The sequence below is a fragment of the Phenylobacterium sp. genome (genome assembly GCF_041916435.1).
Taxonomy (GTDB): domain Bacteria; phylum Pseudomonadota; class Alphaproteobacteria; order Caulobacterales; family Caulobacteraceae; genus Phenylobacterium.
Genome location: NZ_JAYRZM010000004.1, coordinates 558,665 through 572,788, shown reverse-complemented (window position 1 = coordinate 572,788; position 14,124 = coordinate 558,665). Strand labels below are relative to the sequence as shown.

General features: G+C 71.1%; 18 protein-coding genes. 9 read left to right on the top strand and 9 right to left on the bottom strand.

Annotated elements, in window-relative coordinates; all coding sequences use genetic code 11:
* Positions 1-5 precede the first annotated feature (5 nt).
* Positions 6-362, bottom strand: a complete 357-nt coding sequence (locus ACE3TA_RS14175; RefSeq protein ID WP_374574751.1) for a hypothetical protein — start codon at positions 360-362, stop codon at positions 6-8.
* 138 nt (positions 363-500) lie between these two features.
* On the opposite strand from ACE3TA_RS14175, the gene ACE3TA_RS14170 reads away from it, so the two are divergent.
* The 3 genes from ACE3TA_RS14170 to ACE3TA_RS14160 all read left to right on the top strand — a co-directional run bounded on the left by ACE3TA_RS14170 (position 501) and on the right by ACE3TA_RS14160 (position 3,014).
* Positions 501-782, top strand: coding sequence for a hypothetical protein (locus ACE3TA_RS14170; protein WP_374574749.1), 282 nt, complete (start codon positions 501-503; stop codon positions 780-782).
* Between the two features lie 330 nt (positions 783-1,112).
* Positions 1,113-1,616 carry a hypothetical protein gene (locus ACE3TA_RS14165; protein ID WP_374574747.1) on the top strand — a complete coding sequence of 168 codons (504 nt, stop codon included), beginning with the start codon at positions 1,113-1,115 and terminating at the stop codon, positions 1,614-1,616.
* A 456-nt stretch (positions 1,617-2,072) separates the two neighbouring features.
* Complete coding sequence (locus ACE3TA_RS14160; RefSeq protein WP_374574745.1) at positions 2,073-3,014, top strand: alpha/beta hydrolase; 942 nt, start codon at positions 2,073-2,075, stop codon at positions 3,012-3,014.
* A 3-nt stretch (positions 3,015-3,017) separates the two neighbouring features.
* On the opposite strand, the gene ACE3TA_RS14155 is transcribed toward ACE3TA_RS14160, so the two are convergent.
* Positions 3,018-3,899 carry an MBL fold metallo-hydrolase gene (locus tag ACE3TA_RS14155; RefSeq protein ID WP_374574743.1) on the bottom strand — a complete coding sequence of 294 codons (882 nt, stop codon included), beginning with the start codon at positions 3,897-3,899 and terminating at the stop codon, positions 3,018-3,020.
* A gap of 197 nt (positions 3,900-4,096) precedes the next feature.
* Between ACE3TA_RS14155 and ACE3TA_RS14150 the strand changes: the two genes are divergently transcribed.
* The 3 genes from ACE3TA_RS14150 (at position 4,097) to ACE3TA_RS14140 (ending at position 6,118) form a co-directional block, all read left to right on the top strand.
* Entirely contained in the window at positions 4,097-4,486 is a 390-nt protein-coding gene (locus ACE3TA_RS14150) for a helix-turn-helix domain-containing protein (RefSeq protein ID WP_374574741.1), read from the top strand.
* A 1-nt stretch (position 4,487) separates the two neighbouring features.
* Entirely contained in the window at positions 4,488-5,228 is a 741-nt protein-coding gene (locus ACE3TA_RS14145; protein WP_374574739.1) for an autoinducer binding domain-containing protein, read from the top strand.
* Positions 5,229-5,308: 80 nt separating this feature from the next.
* On the top strand, positions 5,309-6,118 hold the full coding sequence (locus ACE3TA_RS14140; protein WP_374574737.1) for an acyl-homoserine-lactone synthase: 810 nt from the start codon (positions 5,309-5,311) through the stop codon (positions 6,116-6,118).
* Here ACE3TA_RS14140 and ACE3TA_RS14135 read toward each other — a convergent pair.
* Together ACE3TA_RS14135 and ACE3TA_RS14130 are read right to left on the bottom strand one after the other, a co-directional pair.
* Positions 6,112-6,840, bottom strand: coding sequence for a hypothetical protein (locus tag ACE3TA_RS14135; protein ID WP_374574735.1), 729 nt, complete (start codon positions 6,838-6,840; stop codon positions 6,112-6,114). The genes ACE3TA_RS14140 and ACE3TA_RS14135 overlap by 7 nt on opposite strands.
* A 170-nt stretch (positions 6,841-7,010) precedes the next feature.
* Positions 7,011-7,595 (bottom strand): EF-hand domain-containing protein, encoded by a 585-nt coding sequence (locus ACE3TA_RS14130; protein WP_374574733.1) that lies wholly within the window; start codon positions 7,593-7,595, stop codon positions 7,011-7,013.
* Positions 7,596-7,789: 194 nt separating this feature from the next.
* On the opposite strand from ACE3TA_RS14130, the gene ACE3TA_RS14125 reads away from it, so the two are divergent.
* Positions 7,790-8,224: a PaaI family thioesterase gene (locus tag ACE3TA_RS14125; protein ID WP_374574731.1), complete on the top strand. Its 435-nt coding sequence runs from the start codon at positions 7,790-7,792 to the stop codon at positions 8,222-8,224.
* 64 nt (positions 8,225-8,288) lie between these two features.
* Positions 8,289-8,696 (top strand): GFA family protein, encoded by a 408-nt coding sequence (locus ACE3TA_RS14120; RefSeq protein WP_374574729.1) that lies wholly within the window; start codon positions 8,289-8,291, stop codon positions 8,694-8,696.
* A gap of 3 nt (positions 8,697-8,699) precedes the next feature.
* Here ACE3TA_RS14120 and ACE3TA_RS14115 read toward each other — a convergent pair whose 3' ends face one another.
* Complete coding sequence (locus ACE3TA_RS14115) at positions 8,700-9,092, bottom strand: group II truncated hemoglobin (RefSeq protein WP_374574727.1); 393 nt, start codon at positions 9,090-9,092, stop codon at positions 8,700-8,702.
* Positions 9,093-9,239: 147 nt separating this feature from the next.
* Here ACE3TA_RS14115 and ACE3TA_RS14110 point away from each other — a divergent pair, with 147 nt between their 5' ends.
* Positions 9,240-10,019, top strand: a complete 780-nt coding sequence (locus ACE3TA_RS14110) for an MBL fold metallo-hydrolase (protein WP_374574725.1) — start codon at positions 9,240-9,242, stop codon at positions 10,017-10,019.
* A 298-nt stretch (positions 10,020-10,317) separates the two neighbouring features.
* Here ACE3TA_RS14110 and ACE3TA_RS14105 read toward each other — a convergent pair whose 3' ends face one another.
* Genes ACE3TA_RS14105 through ACE3TA_RS14090 form a run of 4 tightly spaced genes read right to left on the bottom strand, consistent with a single transcriptional unit; the run spans position 10,318 to position 14,052 of the window.
* Positions 10,318-11,079, bottom strand: a complete 762-nt coding sequence (locus ACE3TA_RS14105; RefSeq protein ID WP_374574723.1) for an ABC transporter permease — start codon at positions 11,077-11,079, stop codon at positions 10,318-10,320.
* Positions 11,076-12,002, bottom strand: a complete 927-nt coding sequence (locus ACE3TA_RS14100; RefSeq protein WP_374574721.1) for an ABC transporter ATP-binding protein — start codon at positions 12,000-12,002, stop codon at positions 11,076-11,078. Before ACE3TA_RS14100 ends, ACE3TA_RS14105 begins: the two co-directional genes overlap by 4 nt.
* 59 nt (positions 12,003-12,061) lie before the next feature.
* A complete protein-coding gene (locus ACE3TA_RS14095) occupies positions 12,062-12,373 on the bottom strand; it encodes a UBP-type zinc finger domain-containing protein (RefSeq protein WP_374574719.1) in 312 nt (103 codons plus the stop codon).
* On the bottom strand, positions 12,373-14,052 hold the full coding sequence (locus ACE3TA_RS14090) for an FAD-dependent oxidoreductase (protein WP_374574717.1): 1,680 nt from the start codon (positions 14,050-14,052) through the stop codon (positions 12,373-12,375). The genes ACE3TA_RS14095 and ACE3TA_RS14090 overlap by 1 nt, the downstream gene beginning before the upstream one ends.
* Between the last annotated feature and the right edge of the window lie 72 nt (positions 14,053-14,124).

Genomic DNA, 14,124 nt, shown 5'->3' with positions numbered 1-14,124 from the left:
TCCCATCACCCCACCTCGACCACGGTCAGCCTGACCGATCGGGCTGCAACCTCGATACAGCCCTCGGTCAGGTCGATGTAGGTCTTGCGCGGGCGCTCATGCACGCGCCAGGCGTTGATGTTTCCCGCCGAGGCGTTGCGCTTCAGCAGCGCAAGGTCGGCGATCTGGTTGATCGCCTCGACCCCGCTGAACTCCAGCCGGCACAGACGGCGCTTCGGCGCGGCCCCACCCTCATAGACCCGCAGCATCAGCACAGCCGTGCCCGCCTCGTAGTCGACCGTCTGGCTGACGAGCTGAGCGTCGTGCATCTCCACCGCGTTGAGGGCCTTAGCCCCCTCCAGCCTCGTCCCCGCCGACCACATGCTCGCGCCCCAGCTTGCCCACAGCCCAAACATTGGCGAGCAAGCGGCGAGTAGTCTACCCTGAGGCGAGATAGTCGTGCGTCAGCGCCGTTGCGAATATGTCCGCGGCGAAGCGGCGCCTGCCGGGACTCTGGGTGGATGACCTTCCGACGCGCGCTCCTGACCTCGATCGCGACGAATGTCGCAACGCTCGCGCTGTTCATCGTGGGGCTCAACCAGCGCAACTACCTCTTCATCGTGCTTGTGTTCGGCAGCCTCGCCCTTCGCTATTGGCTGTTCTGGCGGACGCGATGCGACGTCTGCGGAAAGTCCGTCTTCGATACCAAGTCACTCCCGCTCAGCATGAATCCCGGCTACCCGGAACTGCGATGCTCGCGCTGTGGAGCCGACTTCCTGCGCGCTAGGGATGCCCTGCCTTAGGTGCCCTCACAGCACGTCCCACGCCCTGTCTTCCCTCCCCATCGCCTTCCTAGGCCCCGTGCCTAGGATCCCTCTCTCGGCCTCCCGGACCTCTCCGAGGCGCCCACAGCCCGGCCGCCCCAGGGATCCCCGCCACAAGGGCGGGGAAGACGCGGGAGGTGAGGCGTGGCCGAGCCCAGATGCTCCCCCTCTGGGGGAGCTGGCCCGGAGGGCCTGAGGGGGACTTCGACTCCCTCGCAGACCCCAAAATCCTTGACTCCAGCCTCGACCTATGTTCTCTTTTTGTTCATGTCGAGCCCCGCCGAGGACAGGAAACAAGCCCGAGGCCGGATGCTCGAGGAACTCGCCGATCTCGGCATGGACCTGACCCGCCGCTTGCACGGCTTGGCGGTCGAGGCCGAGACCCCGGAAGATACCGAGCGCCTGGCGCTCTCGTTCCACCGCCTCTCCCGATCCGTGCGCCAGACCCTGGCCCTGGAGGCCCGCTTCGAGCGCGACGCCTTGCGCGCCGAGCGCTGGCTGGCCGACGTGCGCAAGGAACAGGTGCGGGCCCGCAAGGCCTATGTCGGCGATGTCGCCTCCCGCCTGATCTGGACCGAGGCCGAGCGCGACGACGTCGGAACCCTGCTGGTCACCCTCAAGCGCTGGCTCGACGAGGAGGCCTTCTTCGAGGACGCCTTCCTCGATCCTCCCGTCGAAGACATCCTCCGCCAGCTCCTCCAGGACCTCGGCCTCGCCGCCAACGATCTCGAGGATCTCCAGGACGATACGGGCGGCGATGAGGACGCCAGCGCCGCCGAGCCGCCGGGCCCCGCCGTCCACGGCTCCGGCTAGCCGCGGGCGTCCTTCTCCCCCTGCGGGAGAAGGTGTCGTCCGCATGGACGACGGATGAGGGGTCTCTCAGACCCCTCCGCCTCCGCCCAGCCGTCCAGCTTCCGAAGCGGATAGGCCAGCAAGACCCCTCACCCGACCCCGCTCCGCGGGGCCACCCTCTCCCGCAAGGGGAGAGGGATGATGTGCCGCGCCCGGATGCTCCCCCTCTGGGGGAGCTGGCCCCGGAGGGCCTGAGGGGGACTTTGACTCACCCCCGCAGACTTGCAGTCCCCCTCCACCGCTTCGCGGTCCCCCTCCCCCAAAAGGGGAGGAGAAGAAGCGCCGCCGCGCATCGGGAGCGAGAACGCGCCGCCGCCCCGTGCAACACTTCGTCACCGACCGACACCGCCGCGTCATTCCCCGCCGCGCCCCGCGCGCTAGGACGGCGCGGAGGGATGCAAGGACAAGGACGACGCCATGAAGCCGATCCTCGAGGCCGCCGTCGTGATCGCGGCCGGCGCGGCCATTTCCCTCGCCCTCGTTGCGGGCGCCGGGGCGCAGACCAGTCCCCTTCGCGAGCGCTGGCGCGCGAAGATGGAGGAGCGCATGCAGCAGCGCGCGGCCGAGGAGAGCCGGCCGGTCGACCTGGCTGCGATCGCCCCCGGCGCCCGCAAGCTCACCGCGTCCTACGGCCCGGCCCCGCTGCAGGCGATCGACGTCTACGTCCCGCCGAACGCGCGCCACGCCCCGGTGATCGTCATGGTCCACGGCGGCGCCTGGAAGATCGGCGACAAGGCCAACCATGGCCTGTTGGAGAACAAGCTCCGCCACTGGCTGCCGATGGGCTACGTCTTCGTCAGCGTCGACTACCGCATGTTGCCCGAGGCCATGGCCCTGGAGCAGGCGAGCGACGTGGCCGCCGCCGTCCGCTTCGTCCAGGCGCACGCCGCCGGCTGGGGCGCCGATCCGGCCAGGCTCGTCCTGATGGGCCATTCGGCCGGCGCCCACCTGGTGGCGCTGATCTCGGCCGACCCGTCCATGGTCGGCCGCCGCTGGGCCGGGACGGTGGTGCTGGATTCGGCGGCCATGGACGTGCCGGCGGTGATGGGCAAGCGCCACGCGCGCTTCTACGACGAGGCGTTCGGCGCCGACCCGGCCTATTGGGCCAGGACCTCGCCGATCGACCGCTGGACGGCGGCGGCCGAGCCGATGCTGCTGGTCTGCGCCCTGAAGCGCCCCGACGATTCCTGCGGCCAGGCCAGGGCTTTCGCCGCCAAGGCCGAGCGCGCCGGCCGGCCCACGCCCGTCTCGCCGCAGGATCTGACCCACCGCGAGGTGAACGAGAACCTCGGCCTGCCCGGCGCCTACACCGACGCCGTCGACCGCTTCATCGCCCAGCGGCTGGCGGCGCGGGGCTGAGCCCTATTGCGCCGCCTTCACCGTCGGCTTGAAGGCGTAGCCGCCGCCCGCCGCCTCGATCTGGCCCACCCCCGGATAGGGGAAGTGCGGGGCGAAGAGGGTCTCGTGGCTCTCGGAGAGGGTCTTCAGCTCGGCCATGCGGCTCTTGGCGCCCACGGCCTTGTCGGTGTCGAACTCGATGGGCCAGTCCGGGTGGGCGAGCGAGACGATCGAGCTGTGGGCGGTGTCGCCGATGTCCAGGAGGCGCTGGCCGTCCGAGACGATCTCATAGCCGGTGTGGCCCGGCGTGTGGCCGGCGATCGGCACGGCGGTGACCGCCGGCAGCACCGCCGCGCCCGGCTCGAAGGTCTTCACCCGCGGGGCGATGGCCTTCACCAGGTCCGCCTGCGCGGTCTTGGTCTGCATCCAGGCCCATTCCGGCGCCGACATGCGGATGGTCGCCTTGGGGAAGGCCAGGGCCCCGTCCTTGACCAGCCCGCCCACGTGGTCGCCGTGGGTGTGGGTGATCAGGATGTCGGTCACCTGGTCCGGGCTGAAGCCGGCCTTGGCCAGGCTCGCCTGCAGCACCCCGCCGACGCCGGTGTCGATCAGCACCAGCCGGTCGGGCGTCTTCACCAGCAGGGCGTCGACGCTGAGCGGGATGGCGTCCGGCGCGTCGCCCGCGGCCTTCAGGAGCTCGGCCACGGCCTCGGCGGCGTGGCCCGGGAACAGCGTGCCGTCGTTGGGCCGCATGAATTGGGCGTCGCGCAGGGCGTAGAGCTCCAGGCTCCCCACCTTGAAGGCGGTGGCCTGGGGCTGGGGCGGCGGCGGGCCGGCGGCCTGGCAGGCGGCGAGCGGGACCAGCGCCAGGACGGCGGCGGCGAGGGCGGAGGCGATGGCTCTCATGGGGTCGATCCTCATGGGCGGGGGGCGAACCGGGCGGCCAGCCTAGGCCCTGGCGCGGCCCAAGGCCAATCCCCGGCCTGGGCGCTCATGGGGCTGGGCGAGACGGCGAGGTTGAGGCAAGCTGGGCGCGACGGCTGGCGGATCGGCGGCCCCAAGAGCCGCGGCGAGCCCAGTCGTGGAGGAACGTCGCATTGAACATGACTGAACCCGGTGCGGGCCACGGCGACCCGCTGGACGTGGCCCTGGGCCAGGTGATCCGCTACCGGCGCCTGAACGCCAAGATGTCCCAATCGGCCCTGGCCGACGCGCTCGCCCTGTCGTTCCAGCAGGTGCAGAAGTACGAGCGCGGGGCCAACCGGGTCAGCTTCTCCACGCTGGTGCGCATCGCCCAGGCGCTGGACTGCCGGCTCGCCGACCTGGTGGGCGACCTGGACCGCGCCGACGGGACGCCGGCCACGGCCTCGGAAGCCTCGCTGCTGGCCGAGCCCGACGCCTTCGCCCTGCTGAAGGTGTTCTCGACCATCAGGTCGCCCAAGGTCCGCCGGGCGATCCTGGACCTGGCGCGCAACCTGGCGCCGGACGACTGACGTGACCGAGCGCTACGCCGAGGCCCTGAAGTTCCTGCGCGAGAGCCGCAGCATCGGCGACGTGGTGGCGCTCGAAGGTCACTTCGCGGGCCTGGTGTCGCGCTTCGGCTTCGAGCGGACCAGCTTCGTGATCATGGCCGAGCCCGGCCGGCCCATTCAGCCGAAGGTGCTGTTCGGCCTGGGCGACGCCAGCCGGCGGCAGGACTACCTCTCCCGCGGACGCTACCGCTACGATCCGGTGTTCCGCGCCGTCTTCACCCACACCCGCGCCTTCACCTGGACCGACATCGAGCCGATGGTCGTCGGCGAGGAGGCCAAGGACCTGTTCGCCACCGCCCGGCGCGACGGCTCCGAGGGGCTGATCGTGCCGATCCACGGCGCCCTGGGCGAGGTCTCGGCCTTGACCCTGGTGGGACGCGGCGTCGACATCTCCGAGCAGGCGCGCGCGGTGCTGCAGGCGTGCGGGGCCATGTTCGCCACGGCGGGCCTGCAACTGCTGGAGCTGGAGGGCGACCGGGCCACGCCCACCGGCCTCACCCGGCGCGAGACCCAGGTGCTGGTCTGGCTCTCGCGCGGCAAGTCCATCCCGGAGATCTGCCAGATCCTGGGGGTGTCGATCGGCACGGCCAAGACCCACCTGGAGCGGGCCAAGGCCAAGCTCGGCTATCTGTCGACCGTGCCGGCGATCCTGGAGGCCGCCCGCCGCGGCTGGCTGATCGACCCGGAGGATTTCGACCACTAGGACGGACAAGTCGGCCGATCGGCCGACTACCGGCGCCGGCCCGGCGGCGGAAGATGGAGCCCTCGAACCTGGGGGTTCCCATGATCCACGTCGTCACCCAAGCCAACCGCAGCCTCTACGCCGAGGCCCTGGCCCGCATGCACGAGCTGCGCCGCGTCCACTTCGTCGAGGAGCGCGGATGGAACGCCATGACCGTCCGCGACGGCGGCGAATACGACGAGTACGACGACGACAAGATGGTCTACCTGCTGGCCATCGAGCCGGACGGGGAGATCAGCTGCTCGATGCGCATGCGCCCGGCCGAGGATGGCTCGGTGCTGGGCGACGTCTTCCCGCACCTGGTCGCCGACGACGAGCCGCCGATCAACCGGCCGGACGTGTGGGAGATCAGCCGCTACTTCGCCACCGGCGCGGTCCGGGGGCGCGGCGGCGCCCAGCGGCGGGCGGAGATCCGGCTGGCCTCGCTGGAGGTGGCCATGGCCCGCGGGGCCAGCCGCCTGGTGGGCATGATCGACCTGGAGATGCTGCCGCCCATGCTGAACTCCAGCGGCTGGCGCGCCCGGGTGCTGGGCCTGCCCGCGCCCTACCCCGAGGGCGTGGCCCAGGCCATCGAGGTGGAAGTCTGCCCCGAGGCGGTGACCGAGATGGAGGAGACGCAGGGCCTGCAGGGTCCGCTCTGCCTGGACCTCGACCCGCAGGTGGTCCCGGCCGGGCTGCCGCCGCACGAGATCGAGGCGTTGCTGGCGATCCTGAAGGAAGGCGAGAGCGAAACGGCGCTGATGCGCATCGTCGAACGGATCGCCAAGCTGCAGAACCATGTCAGCGAGCAGGAGCTCCTGGCCCTCCTGCAACAGGCGCAGCCCCTGCCGGTCGAGGGCCGGCTTCACTGACCCCCGAAGGGCCGCGGCCGCCGCGGCGCGGGGCCATGCACCGGCGCGCACGGAAAGGCCAGTTGCTCGCGCGCGCGCCAGGCGCCGCTGACATAGTTGACGATCAGGCTCTTGCGCACGCCGGCGATCGGGCGCGGCTCGAACCCGTGCCAAGTGTCGCCGGCCGGCGTGAAGGCCAGGCCCGCGCCCGGCGCGAAGGGCGCGCGGCCCGCCCAGCCGCCTGAGCCGTCGTAGAGATCGGTGCCCATCTCCGGCTGGCCCTCGGCGTCGAGGTAGCAGAGCAGGGTGAAGCGCTTCACCCCCAGGTCGGTGTGCGGCTTCAGCCAGAAGCCGTCCCGGTCCTGGGCCAGCTCGATGCGCAGCCACGCGCCGTCCAGCGCCACGCCCGCCAGCCGCTCGACCGCCGCGACCGTGCTCGGCGCCTGGAAGGCGCGGGCCACGGCCCGGCAGGCGGCGAAGGCGGCGACCGCGTCGGCGTCGAGATAGCGGCGGCTTTCGTTGCGGGATTCGCGCGTGCCCTCGCCCGACGCGGCCTCGGGCGCGCCGAACGGCAGGGCCGCCAGCGCCAGGAGGATGTTCCAAGGCAGGAGGCCGCGCAGCAGCCAGTGACGGAACGGCCTTTCGACGCGGTCGGCCGCGCCCAGGCTTTCACGCAGGGCGCCGACGCATCCGCCAAGCCCCACCGTCGCGGCCCAGGACCGCGGGCGTTCATCCAAGGACAAGGGGCGCGCCGCCTCCGGCCCCCGCCGATGAGCCCCCCCGAGCAGGTGGCGCTCACGCATTTTCGTACCCATGCGCTTTAACGGCGGGCATCACCCGTCGGCGCGGAGTGCGCGCTCGATCCGCGGCGAAAATGCGGCGGGCGCGGAGGCCGCCTCCGCGCCCGTCCCGCCTACATGCCGCGATGGAAGGCGCGGAACTCCTGCAGCGTGACCTTGCCGTCGTCGTTCGCGTCGGCGTCGGCGAAGTCCAGGCGGCTCTGGCGCATGAACTGCTCGCGCGTGACCTGCCCGTCGCCGTTGGGATCCATCATCTCGAAGCGCAGGGTCTTGCGGGCCTGGGCGCGGGCCTGCATCTGCTGCATCCGCTGGGCCGAGACGCCGGCCATGGGGCCGGGACCCATGCGCACGGCCATGTACTCCTCGCGCGTGAGCTTGCCGTTCCCGTCGGCGTCCATGGCCGCGAAGACGTCGGCGGCCCAGGCGTCGTGCTCGGCCGCGCTCAGCACGCCGTCATGGTTGGTGTCGCGCTGGGCCAGCCGGTCGGCGGCGCGCGCCTGCATGCCCTGGCCGGCGCCCATGCCCTGGCCCATGCCTTGCCCCATGCCTTGACCCATCCCCGGGCCCATGCCGGTTCCCGTGCCCTGGCCCGCGCCAGCGCCCATGCCGCCTCCAGGACCGGCCTGGGCCAGAGCCGACAGCGGCGCCAAGGCCAGCGTGGCGGCGACCGCAGCGATCGAAAACGTAAGATTTTTCATATCGGCATCCTTTCCGTTCCGTCCCGGCGACCGACCTATCCAATGCGCGCGCGGGCGGCGTTGAGATTGGTCAAGACGCATTCGAACATACGCATTTTCTAATGTATCGGACGCGACGACGACGCGCGGCTTGACCATTGCGCCGGCCGGCCGGCTCGCCGATGCTGGCGGCCCTTCGCCACCGGAGCCCGCCCATGACCGACACCGCCGCCGCATCGCCCCCGATGGACCTGCACAAGACCCTGGGCCAGGTGCGGGTGCTGGAGATGGCCGACGGGCGCGCCGTGATCGAGTACGAGGCGGGGATGCACATGTGCCACTCCGGCGGGGTGGTGCAGGGCGGCTTCGTCTGCGGCTGGATCGACGCGGCCATGGCGCACGCCTCGATGAGCCAGACCGGGCCGGACATGACGCCCATGTCGCTGGAGCTGAAGGTCAGCTTCTTCGCCCCCGCCCGCCCCGGCAAGGTGGTGGCCGAGGGCTGGATCGAACGGTCGGGCAAGTCCACCAGCTTCGCCGAGGGACGCCTGCTCGGCCCCAACGGCGAGGTGCTGGCCAAGGCCACCACGACGATCCGCCTGATGCCCCGAGCCCGGGTGGAGGCCGCCGCCCGCGCCGTGGCCGAATAGCGCTTGACCGCCCCGACGGCCGCTTGGCTTGATCGGTCCAACCACGACCGACGGGAGGACGGCGATGAAACTGACGGGCGGATGCTATTGCGGCGAACTGCGCTACGAGGCCGAGGGCCCGGCGGTGTTCAAGGGCGCCTGCCACTGCCGTGAGTGCCAGCACATCTCCGGCGGCGGGGCCAACTACTTCATGGGCCTGCCGGCCAAGAGCTTTCACTACACCAAGGGCGAGCCCAAGCGGTTCACCCGCGCGGACCTGGACCAGCCGGTCACGCGGGAGTTCTGCGGAACCTGCGGCGCGCCGATCCTGTCGCGCATTCCCTCCAACCCGGACATCGTGATCCTGAAGGTGGGAACCCTGGACGACCAGGACGCCTTCGAAGGCCCGCAGATCGCGATCTGGATGGACGATGCGCGGCCCTACCACCTGGTGGCCGAGGGCGTCGCGAAGTTCCCGAGGCTGCCAGGCTGAGCCCTAGTCGCGCTGCATGTTCTGGCTCATGCGGGCGAAGGCGGCGTTGATCTGGGCGGCGAGGCCGCGGTCGACGCCGGTGTCGGCCAGGGCGCGGGCCATGGCCTCGCGCCATTGGCGGGCGGTGGCGGCGCTGACGCCGACGCGGGCGTGCAGGCTCATCATGCAGACGCCGCGGTTGGCCTCGAACCAGTCGCGCGGACCGCCGAGCCAGCCGGTGAGGAAGCCCGCCAGCGAGCCGCGCATGGGCGCCAGATCCGGCGCGTGCATGGCGCGCAGCTCGGCGTAGGCCGGGTCGGTCTCCATCAGGTCGTAGAAGCGGTCCACCAGGCGGCGGATCGCCGGCTGCTCGCCGATCCGGTGGAAGGGCGTGGCCTCGGCGTCGACGTCGGACATGGCGGGCCTTCTGCTGCTTGGGACCGCGTATCATTCCGCGGCGGGCCGGCCGGGGCTTTGATCTGGGACAAGGCGCGGCCGAGGTTTCCGGGGCAGCCGGCGCGATGGGGCTTGCCGGCGCGCGAGCGGAGACGGAAGGCTTGACCCATGACCGCCCTGCCCATCGCCGACCGCTGGTTCGAGCGCCGCACGATCGATGCGGACCTGACGCTGCTCTGGGAGCCCCACGTGGATCCCCTGCTCCGCTGCAACATCTGGCACCTGCGCGGGCGAGACGTGGACATGCTGGTGGACACCGGCCTTGGGGTGGCCAGCCTGCGCGAGGCGGCGCGGGACCTGTTCGACAAGCCGCTGGCCGCCGTGGCGACCCACGCCCATTCCGACCACATGGGCGGCATGCACGAATTCGACCACCGGCTGATCCACGCCTGCGAGGCCGAAGCGATGGCGACGGGCCGCCGCTCCTTCTCGCTGGACCTGGCCGACTATCCGCCGGCCTTCCAGGCGCAGATGAAGGACTGGGGCTACGACGTCGGCGGCTGCCTGCTGACCGCCGCGCCCCGTTCCGGCTTTTCGCCGGCGGCCTATGCGCTGAAGGGCGCCGAGCCCACGCGGGTGCTGGCCGAGGGCGACGTGGTCGACCTGGGAAACCGGGCCTTCGAGGTGCTGCACCTGCCCGGCCACTCGCCGGGCTCCATCGGCCTTTGGGAGGCGTCGACGGGCGTGCTGTTCTCCGGCGACGCGATCTATGACGGGCCGCTGCTGGACGAGATCGAGGGCGCGGACATTTCCGCCTACCGGCGGACGATGGAGCGGCTGATGGAGCTGCCGGTGCAGGTGGTCCACGCCGGCCACGACCCGAGCTTCGGCCGCGAGCGGCTGATCGAGCTCGCCCGGGCCTATCTGGACCGCCGGCCGGGGCCGTAAGCCGGCGCAGGACGCACCGGACGCCGGCTGGAGTCGAAGTCCCCCTCAGTCCCGGGACAGCTCCCCCAGAGGGGGAGCATCTGGCGGCGGCCGGCCCGCCTCGCGCGCGGCGGGCGTTCAGATCCTCCCCTTCTGGGGGAGGTGGATCGGCGCGTCAGCGCCGAGACGGAGGGGATTTTCGTGCGGTCGGCCGCGCGCGATCGGGGCGACGGCGACGGAGTCAAAGTCCCCCTTAGTCCCTGCGGGACAGCTCCCCCAGAGGGGGAGCATCCGGGGACGGCGGCTGTCAGGCCAGCCGTCAGGCCTTCAGGCGCCAGCCGGTCTTGAAGATCCACCAGATGACGGCCAGGCACAGGGCCATGAAGCCCAGGGTGGCGCCGAGGCTGAGGCCCACCGCCACGTCGGAGGAGCCGTAGAAGCTCCAGCGGAAGCCGGAGACCAGATAGACCACCGGGTTGAACAGGGTGACCTTCTGCCAGAACGGCGGGAGCATGCTGATGGAGTAGAAGCTGCCGCCCAGGAAGGCGAGCGGGGTGACCACCATCATCGGCACGATCTGCAGCTTCTCCCAGCCGTCGGCCCACAGCCCCAGGATGAAGCCGAACAGGCTGAAGGTGAGCGCCGTCAGCACCAGGAAGGCGGCCATCACGAAGGGATGGGCAATGTGGTAGGGCACGAACAGCCGGGCCGTGGCCATGATGATCAGCCCAAGGATGATCGACTTGGAGGCCGCCGCGCCGACATAGCCGGTGATGATCTCGAAGGCGGAAATCGGCGCGGAGAGCACCTCGTAGATCGTGCCCGAGAACCTGGGCATGTAGATGCCGAACGAGGCGTTGGAGATGCTCTCGGTCAGGATCGACAGCATGATCAGGCCGGGCACGATGAAGGCGCCGTAGCTGACCCCGTCGACCTGGGTCATGCGCGAGCCGATGGCCGCGCCGAAGACGATGAAATAGAGCGAGGTGGAGATCACCGGCGAAGCGATCGACTGCACCAGGGTGCGCCAGGTGCGTTCCATCTCGAAGCGGTAGATGGCGCGGACGGCGTAGAGGTTCATGGACGCGACCTCACCAGGCTGACGAAGATCTCCTCGAGCGAGCTCTCCTTGGTCTGCAGATCCTTGAAGTCGACGCCCTGGGCGGCGAGCCGGCGCAGCAGGTCGGCGATGCCGGTGCCCTCGGCCTGGGCGTCGAAGGTGTAGACGAGCTTGTCGCCCTCGCCCGCGAGTTCGAGCTGGAAGTCGCTCAGGCCCTCGGGAACCGCCTGGAGCGGATGCTGCAGATGCAAGGTGAGCTGGCGCTTGCCGAGCTTGCGCATCAAGACGTCCTTGTCCTCGACCAGGACGATCCGCCCCTTGGAGATGACGCCGATGCGGTCGGCCATCTCCTCGGCCTCTTCGATGTAGTGGGTGGTCAGGATGATGGTCACGCCCGTCTCGCGCAGGCGGCGGACCATGTCCCACATGTCGCGGCGTAGTTCGACATCAACGCCGGCGGTGGGCTCGTCGAGGAACAGGATGCGCGGCTCGTGGCTGAGCGCCTTGGCGATCAGCACCCGGCGCTTCATGCCGCCGGAGAGCGCCATGATCCGCTCGTCCTTCTTGTCCCACAGGGACAGCTCGCGCAGCAGCCGCTCCAGATAGGCCGGGTTGGCCGGCTTGCCGAACAGGCCGCGGCTGAAGGCGACGGTCGCCCAGACGCTTTCGAAGGCGTCGGTGGACAGCTCCTGCGGCACCAGGCCGATCAGGGAACGGGCGGCGCGGTAGTCCTTCACCACGTCGTGGCCGCCGGCGGCGGCGAGCCCGCCCGTGGGATTGACGATGCCGCAGAGGATGCTGATCAGGGTGGTCTTGCCCGCCCCGTTCGGCCCCAGAAGGGCGAATATCTCGCCCTCGCGGATTTCCAGGTCCACGCCCTGCAGGGCGGTGAAGCCGCCGGCGTAGGTCTTGGACAGGTCCTTGACGGAAATGATCGGCTGCACGCGGTCCCCAACCCAGCTTCACGGTAAGGCCGCAAGATGGGGGCCGGGCGGCCCCGACGCTAGGGCCGGCCGTCGTAATGCGGGATGGGGCCGAGTTGGGGCGTCATGTCGTCGGTGAGGTCGAGCATGACGTCGTCCACATAGCACCAGCCCCAGCCCTCGGGCGGGTCGTAGCCCTCGATGATCGGGTGGCCGGTGGCGTGGAAATGGGCGGTGGCGTGGCGGTTCGGCGAGCTGTCGCAGCAGCCGACGTGGCCGCAGATGCGGCACAGGCGCAGGTGCAGCCAGATCGAGCCCGTCTTCAGGCACTCCTCGCAGCCGCGGGCGCTGGGCGTGACCTTGCGGATCAGGCCGACATGGGAACAGCTCATCAGACTCTCGCAGGCTCGGGGCGGTGAACGGCGGCGGCGCGGCGGCCGGCCAGATGGGCGTGGATGGCGGCGACCACCTGGGCGCCCTCGCCCACCGAGGCGGCCACGCGCTTGATGGAGCCGGAACGCACGTCGCCGATGGCGAAGACGCCGCGGCGGCTGGTCTCCAGGGCGTGGCGGTCGGCCCCCAGCTCGGGGCCGGTGCGCACGAAACCCTTGCCGTCGAGCTCGATCCGGCAGCCTTCCAGCCAGGAGGCGTTGGGCTCGGCGCCGATGAACAGGAACAGCCGGCGAAGCTCGCGGCGGGCCTCCTCGCCGGTGCGGCGGTTGCGCCAGCGCACCGCCGCCAGCCCCTGCTCGCTTCCCTCCAGGCCCACGACCTCGGTCTCGGTGAGGACCTCCACGTTGGACAGGCCGCGGATGCGGTCGACCAGGTACTGGGACATGCCCGTCTCCAGGTCGGCGGCGCGGACCAGATGCCAGACCTTGGCGGCGCGCTCGGCCAGATAGACCACCGCCTGGCCGGCGGAGTTGCCGCCTCCGACCAGCGCCACCTCCTCGTTCTCGCAGAGGGCGCGCTCCAGGGGCGTGGCCCAGTAGTGGACGCCGCCGCCCTCGAAGATGTCGAGGTTGTCCACCGCCAGGCGCCGGTAGCGGGCGCCCGAGGCGATCACCACGGTGCGCGCCCTGGCCTTCGCGCCGCAGCCGAGGTTGAGGGTGAAGCCGTCGTCCGCCTCATCGCAGTCCAGGCAGGCGACGGTGTCGGGGATGGCCGTCTCGGCCCCGAACTTGCGGGCCTGGTTGAAGGCGCGGGCCATCAGGGCCATGCCGGAGATGCCGGTGGGAAAGCCCAGGTAGTTCTCGATCCGCGCCGAGGCGCCGGCCTGGCCACCGAAGGCGCGGGTGTCGAGCACCAGCACCGACAGCCCCTCGGAGGCCGCGTAGACCGCCGCCCCCAGGCCCGCCGGCCCCGCCCCCACGACGGCCACGTCGTAGAGCTTGTCCGGATCGACCCGGCCGACCATGCCCAGGCAACGGGCCAGCTCGCCCTCGGTCGGATTGCGCAGCAGATCGCCGCCCGGACAGACGACGATCGGCAGCTCGGCCTCGCTGAGATGGAAGCGCTCGACCAGCGCCTGGGCCGGCGGATCGCGGCGCGGATCCAGGCCGAAGTGGGGGTGGCCGTTGCGCGTGAGGAAGCCCTTCAGGCGGACCACGTCGGGGTGATCCTGCGGCCCCAGGATCACCGGGCCGGCGCCGGCCTCGATCAGGTTGACCCGGCGCAGGATCAGCGCGCGCATGATCCGCTCGCCGAGCTCGGCCTCGGCGATCAAGAGGGCGCGCAGGCGCTCGGGCGAGACCTCCAGGGCCTCGACCTCGGTCAGGGCGTGGGCGTCGACCAGCGCCGGCTGGCCGGTGAGCTGGGCGAGTTCGGCCAGGAACTGGCCCGGGCCCTCCTCGGTGATCGGCGTCGGCCGGCCCTCGGCGTCGCGGCGGGTGACCGACACCCGGCCGGACAGGATGATGAACATGCCAAGGCCCGCCTGGCCCGCCCGCGCCAGGGCTTCGCCGACGGCGAAGCGGCGCGGCTCGCCGAACGGGCGCACGCGCTCGAGCTCCTGCGGCGACAGGGTGGGGAAGATCTGCTCGCGGCGAGCGTCCGGGAGGTTCTGCGGCATGGCTGCGAGCCTATCGCAACGACGGGGCCGCGGCCTTGTCCAAAAACACCGCTCCTTGAGAGAAACTTTGGA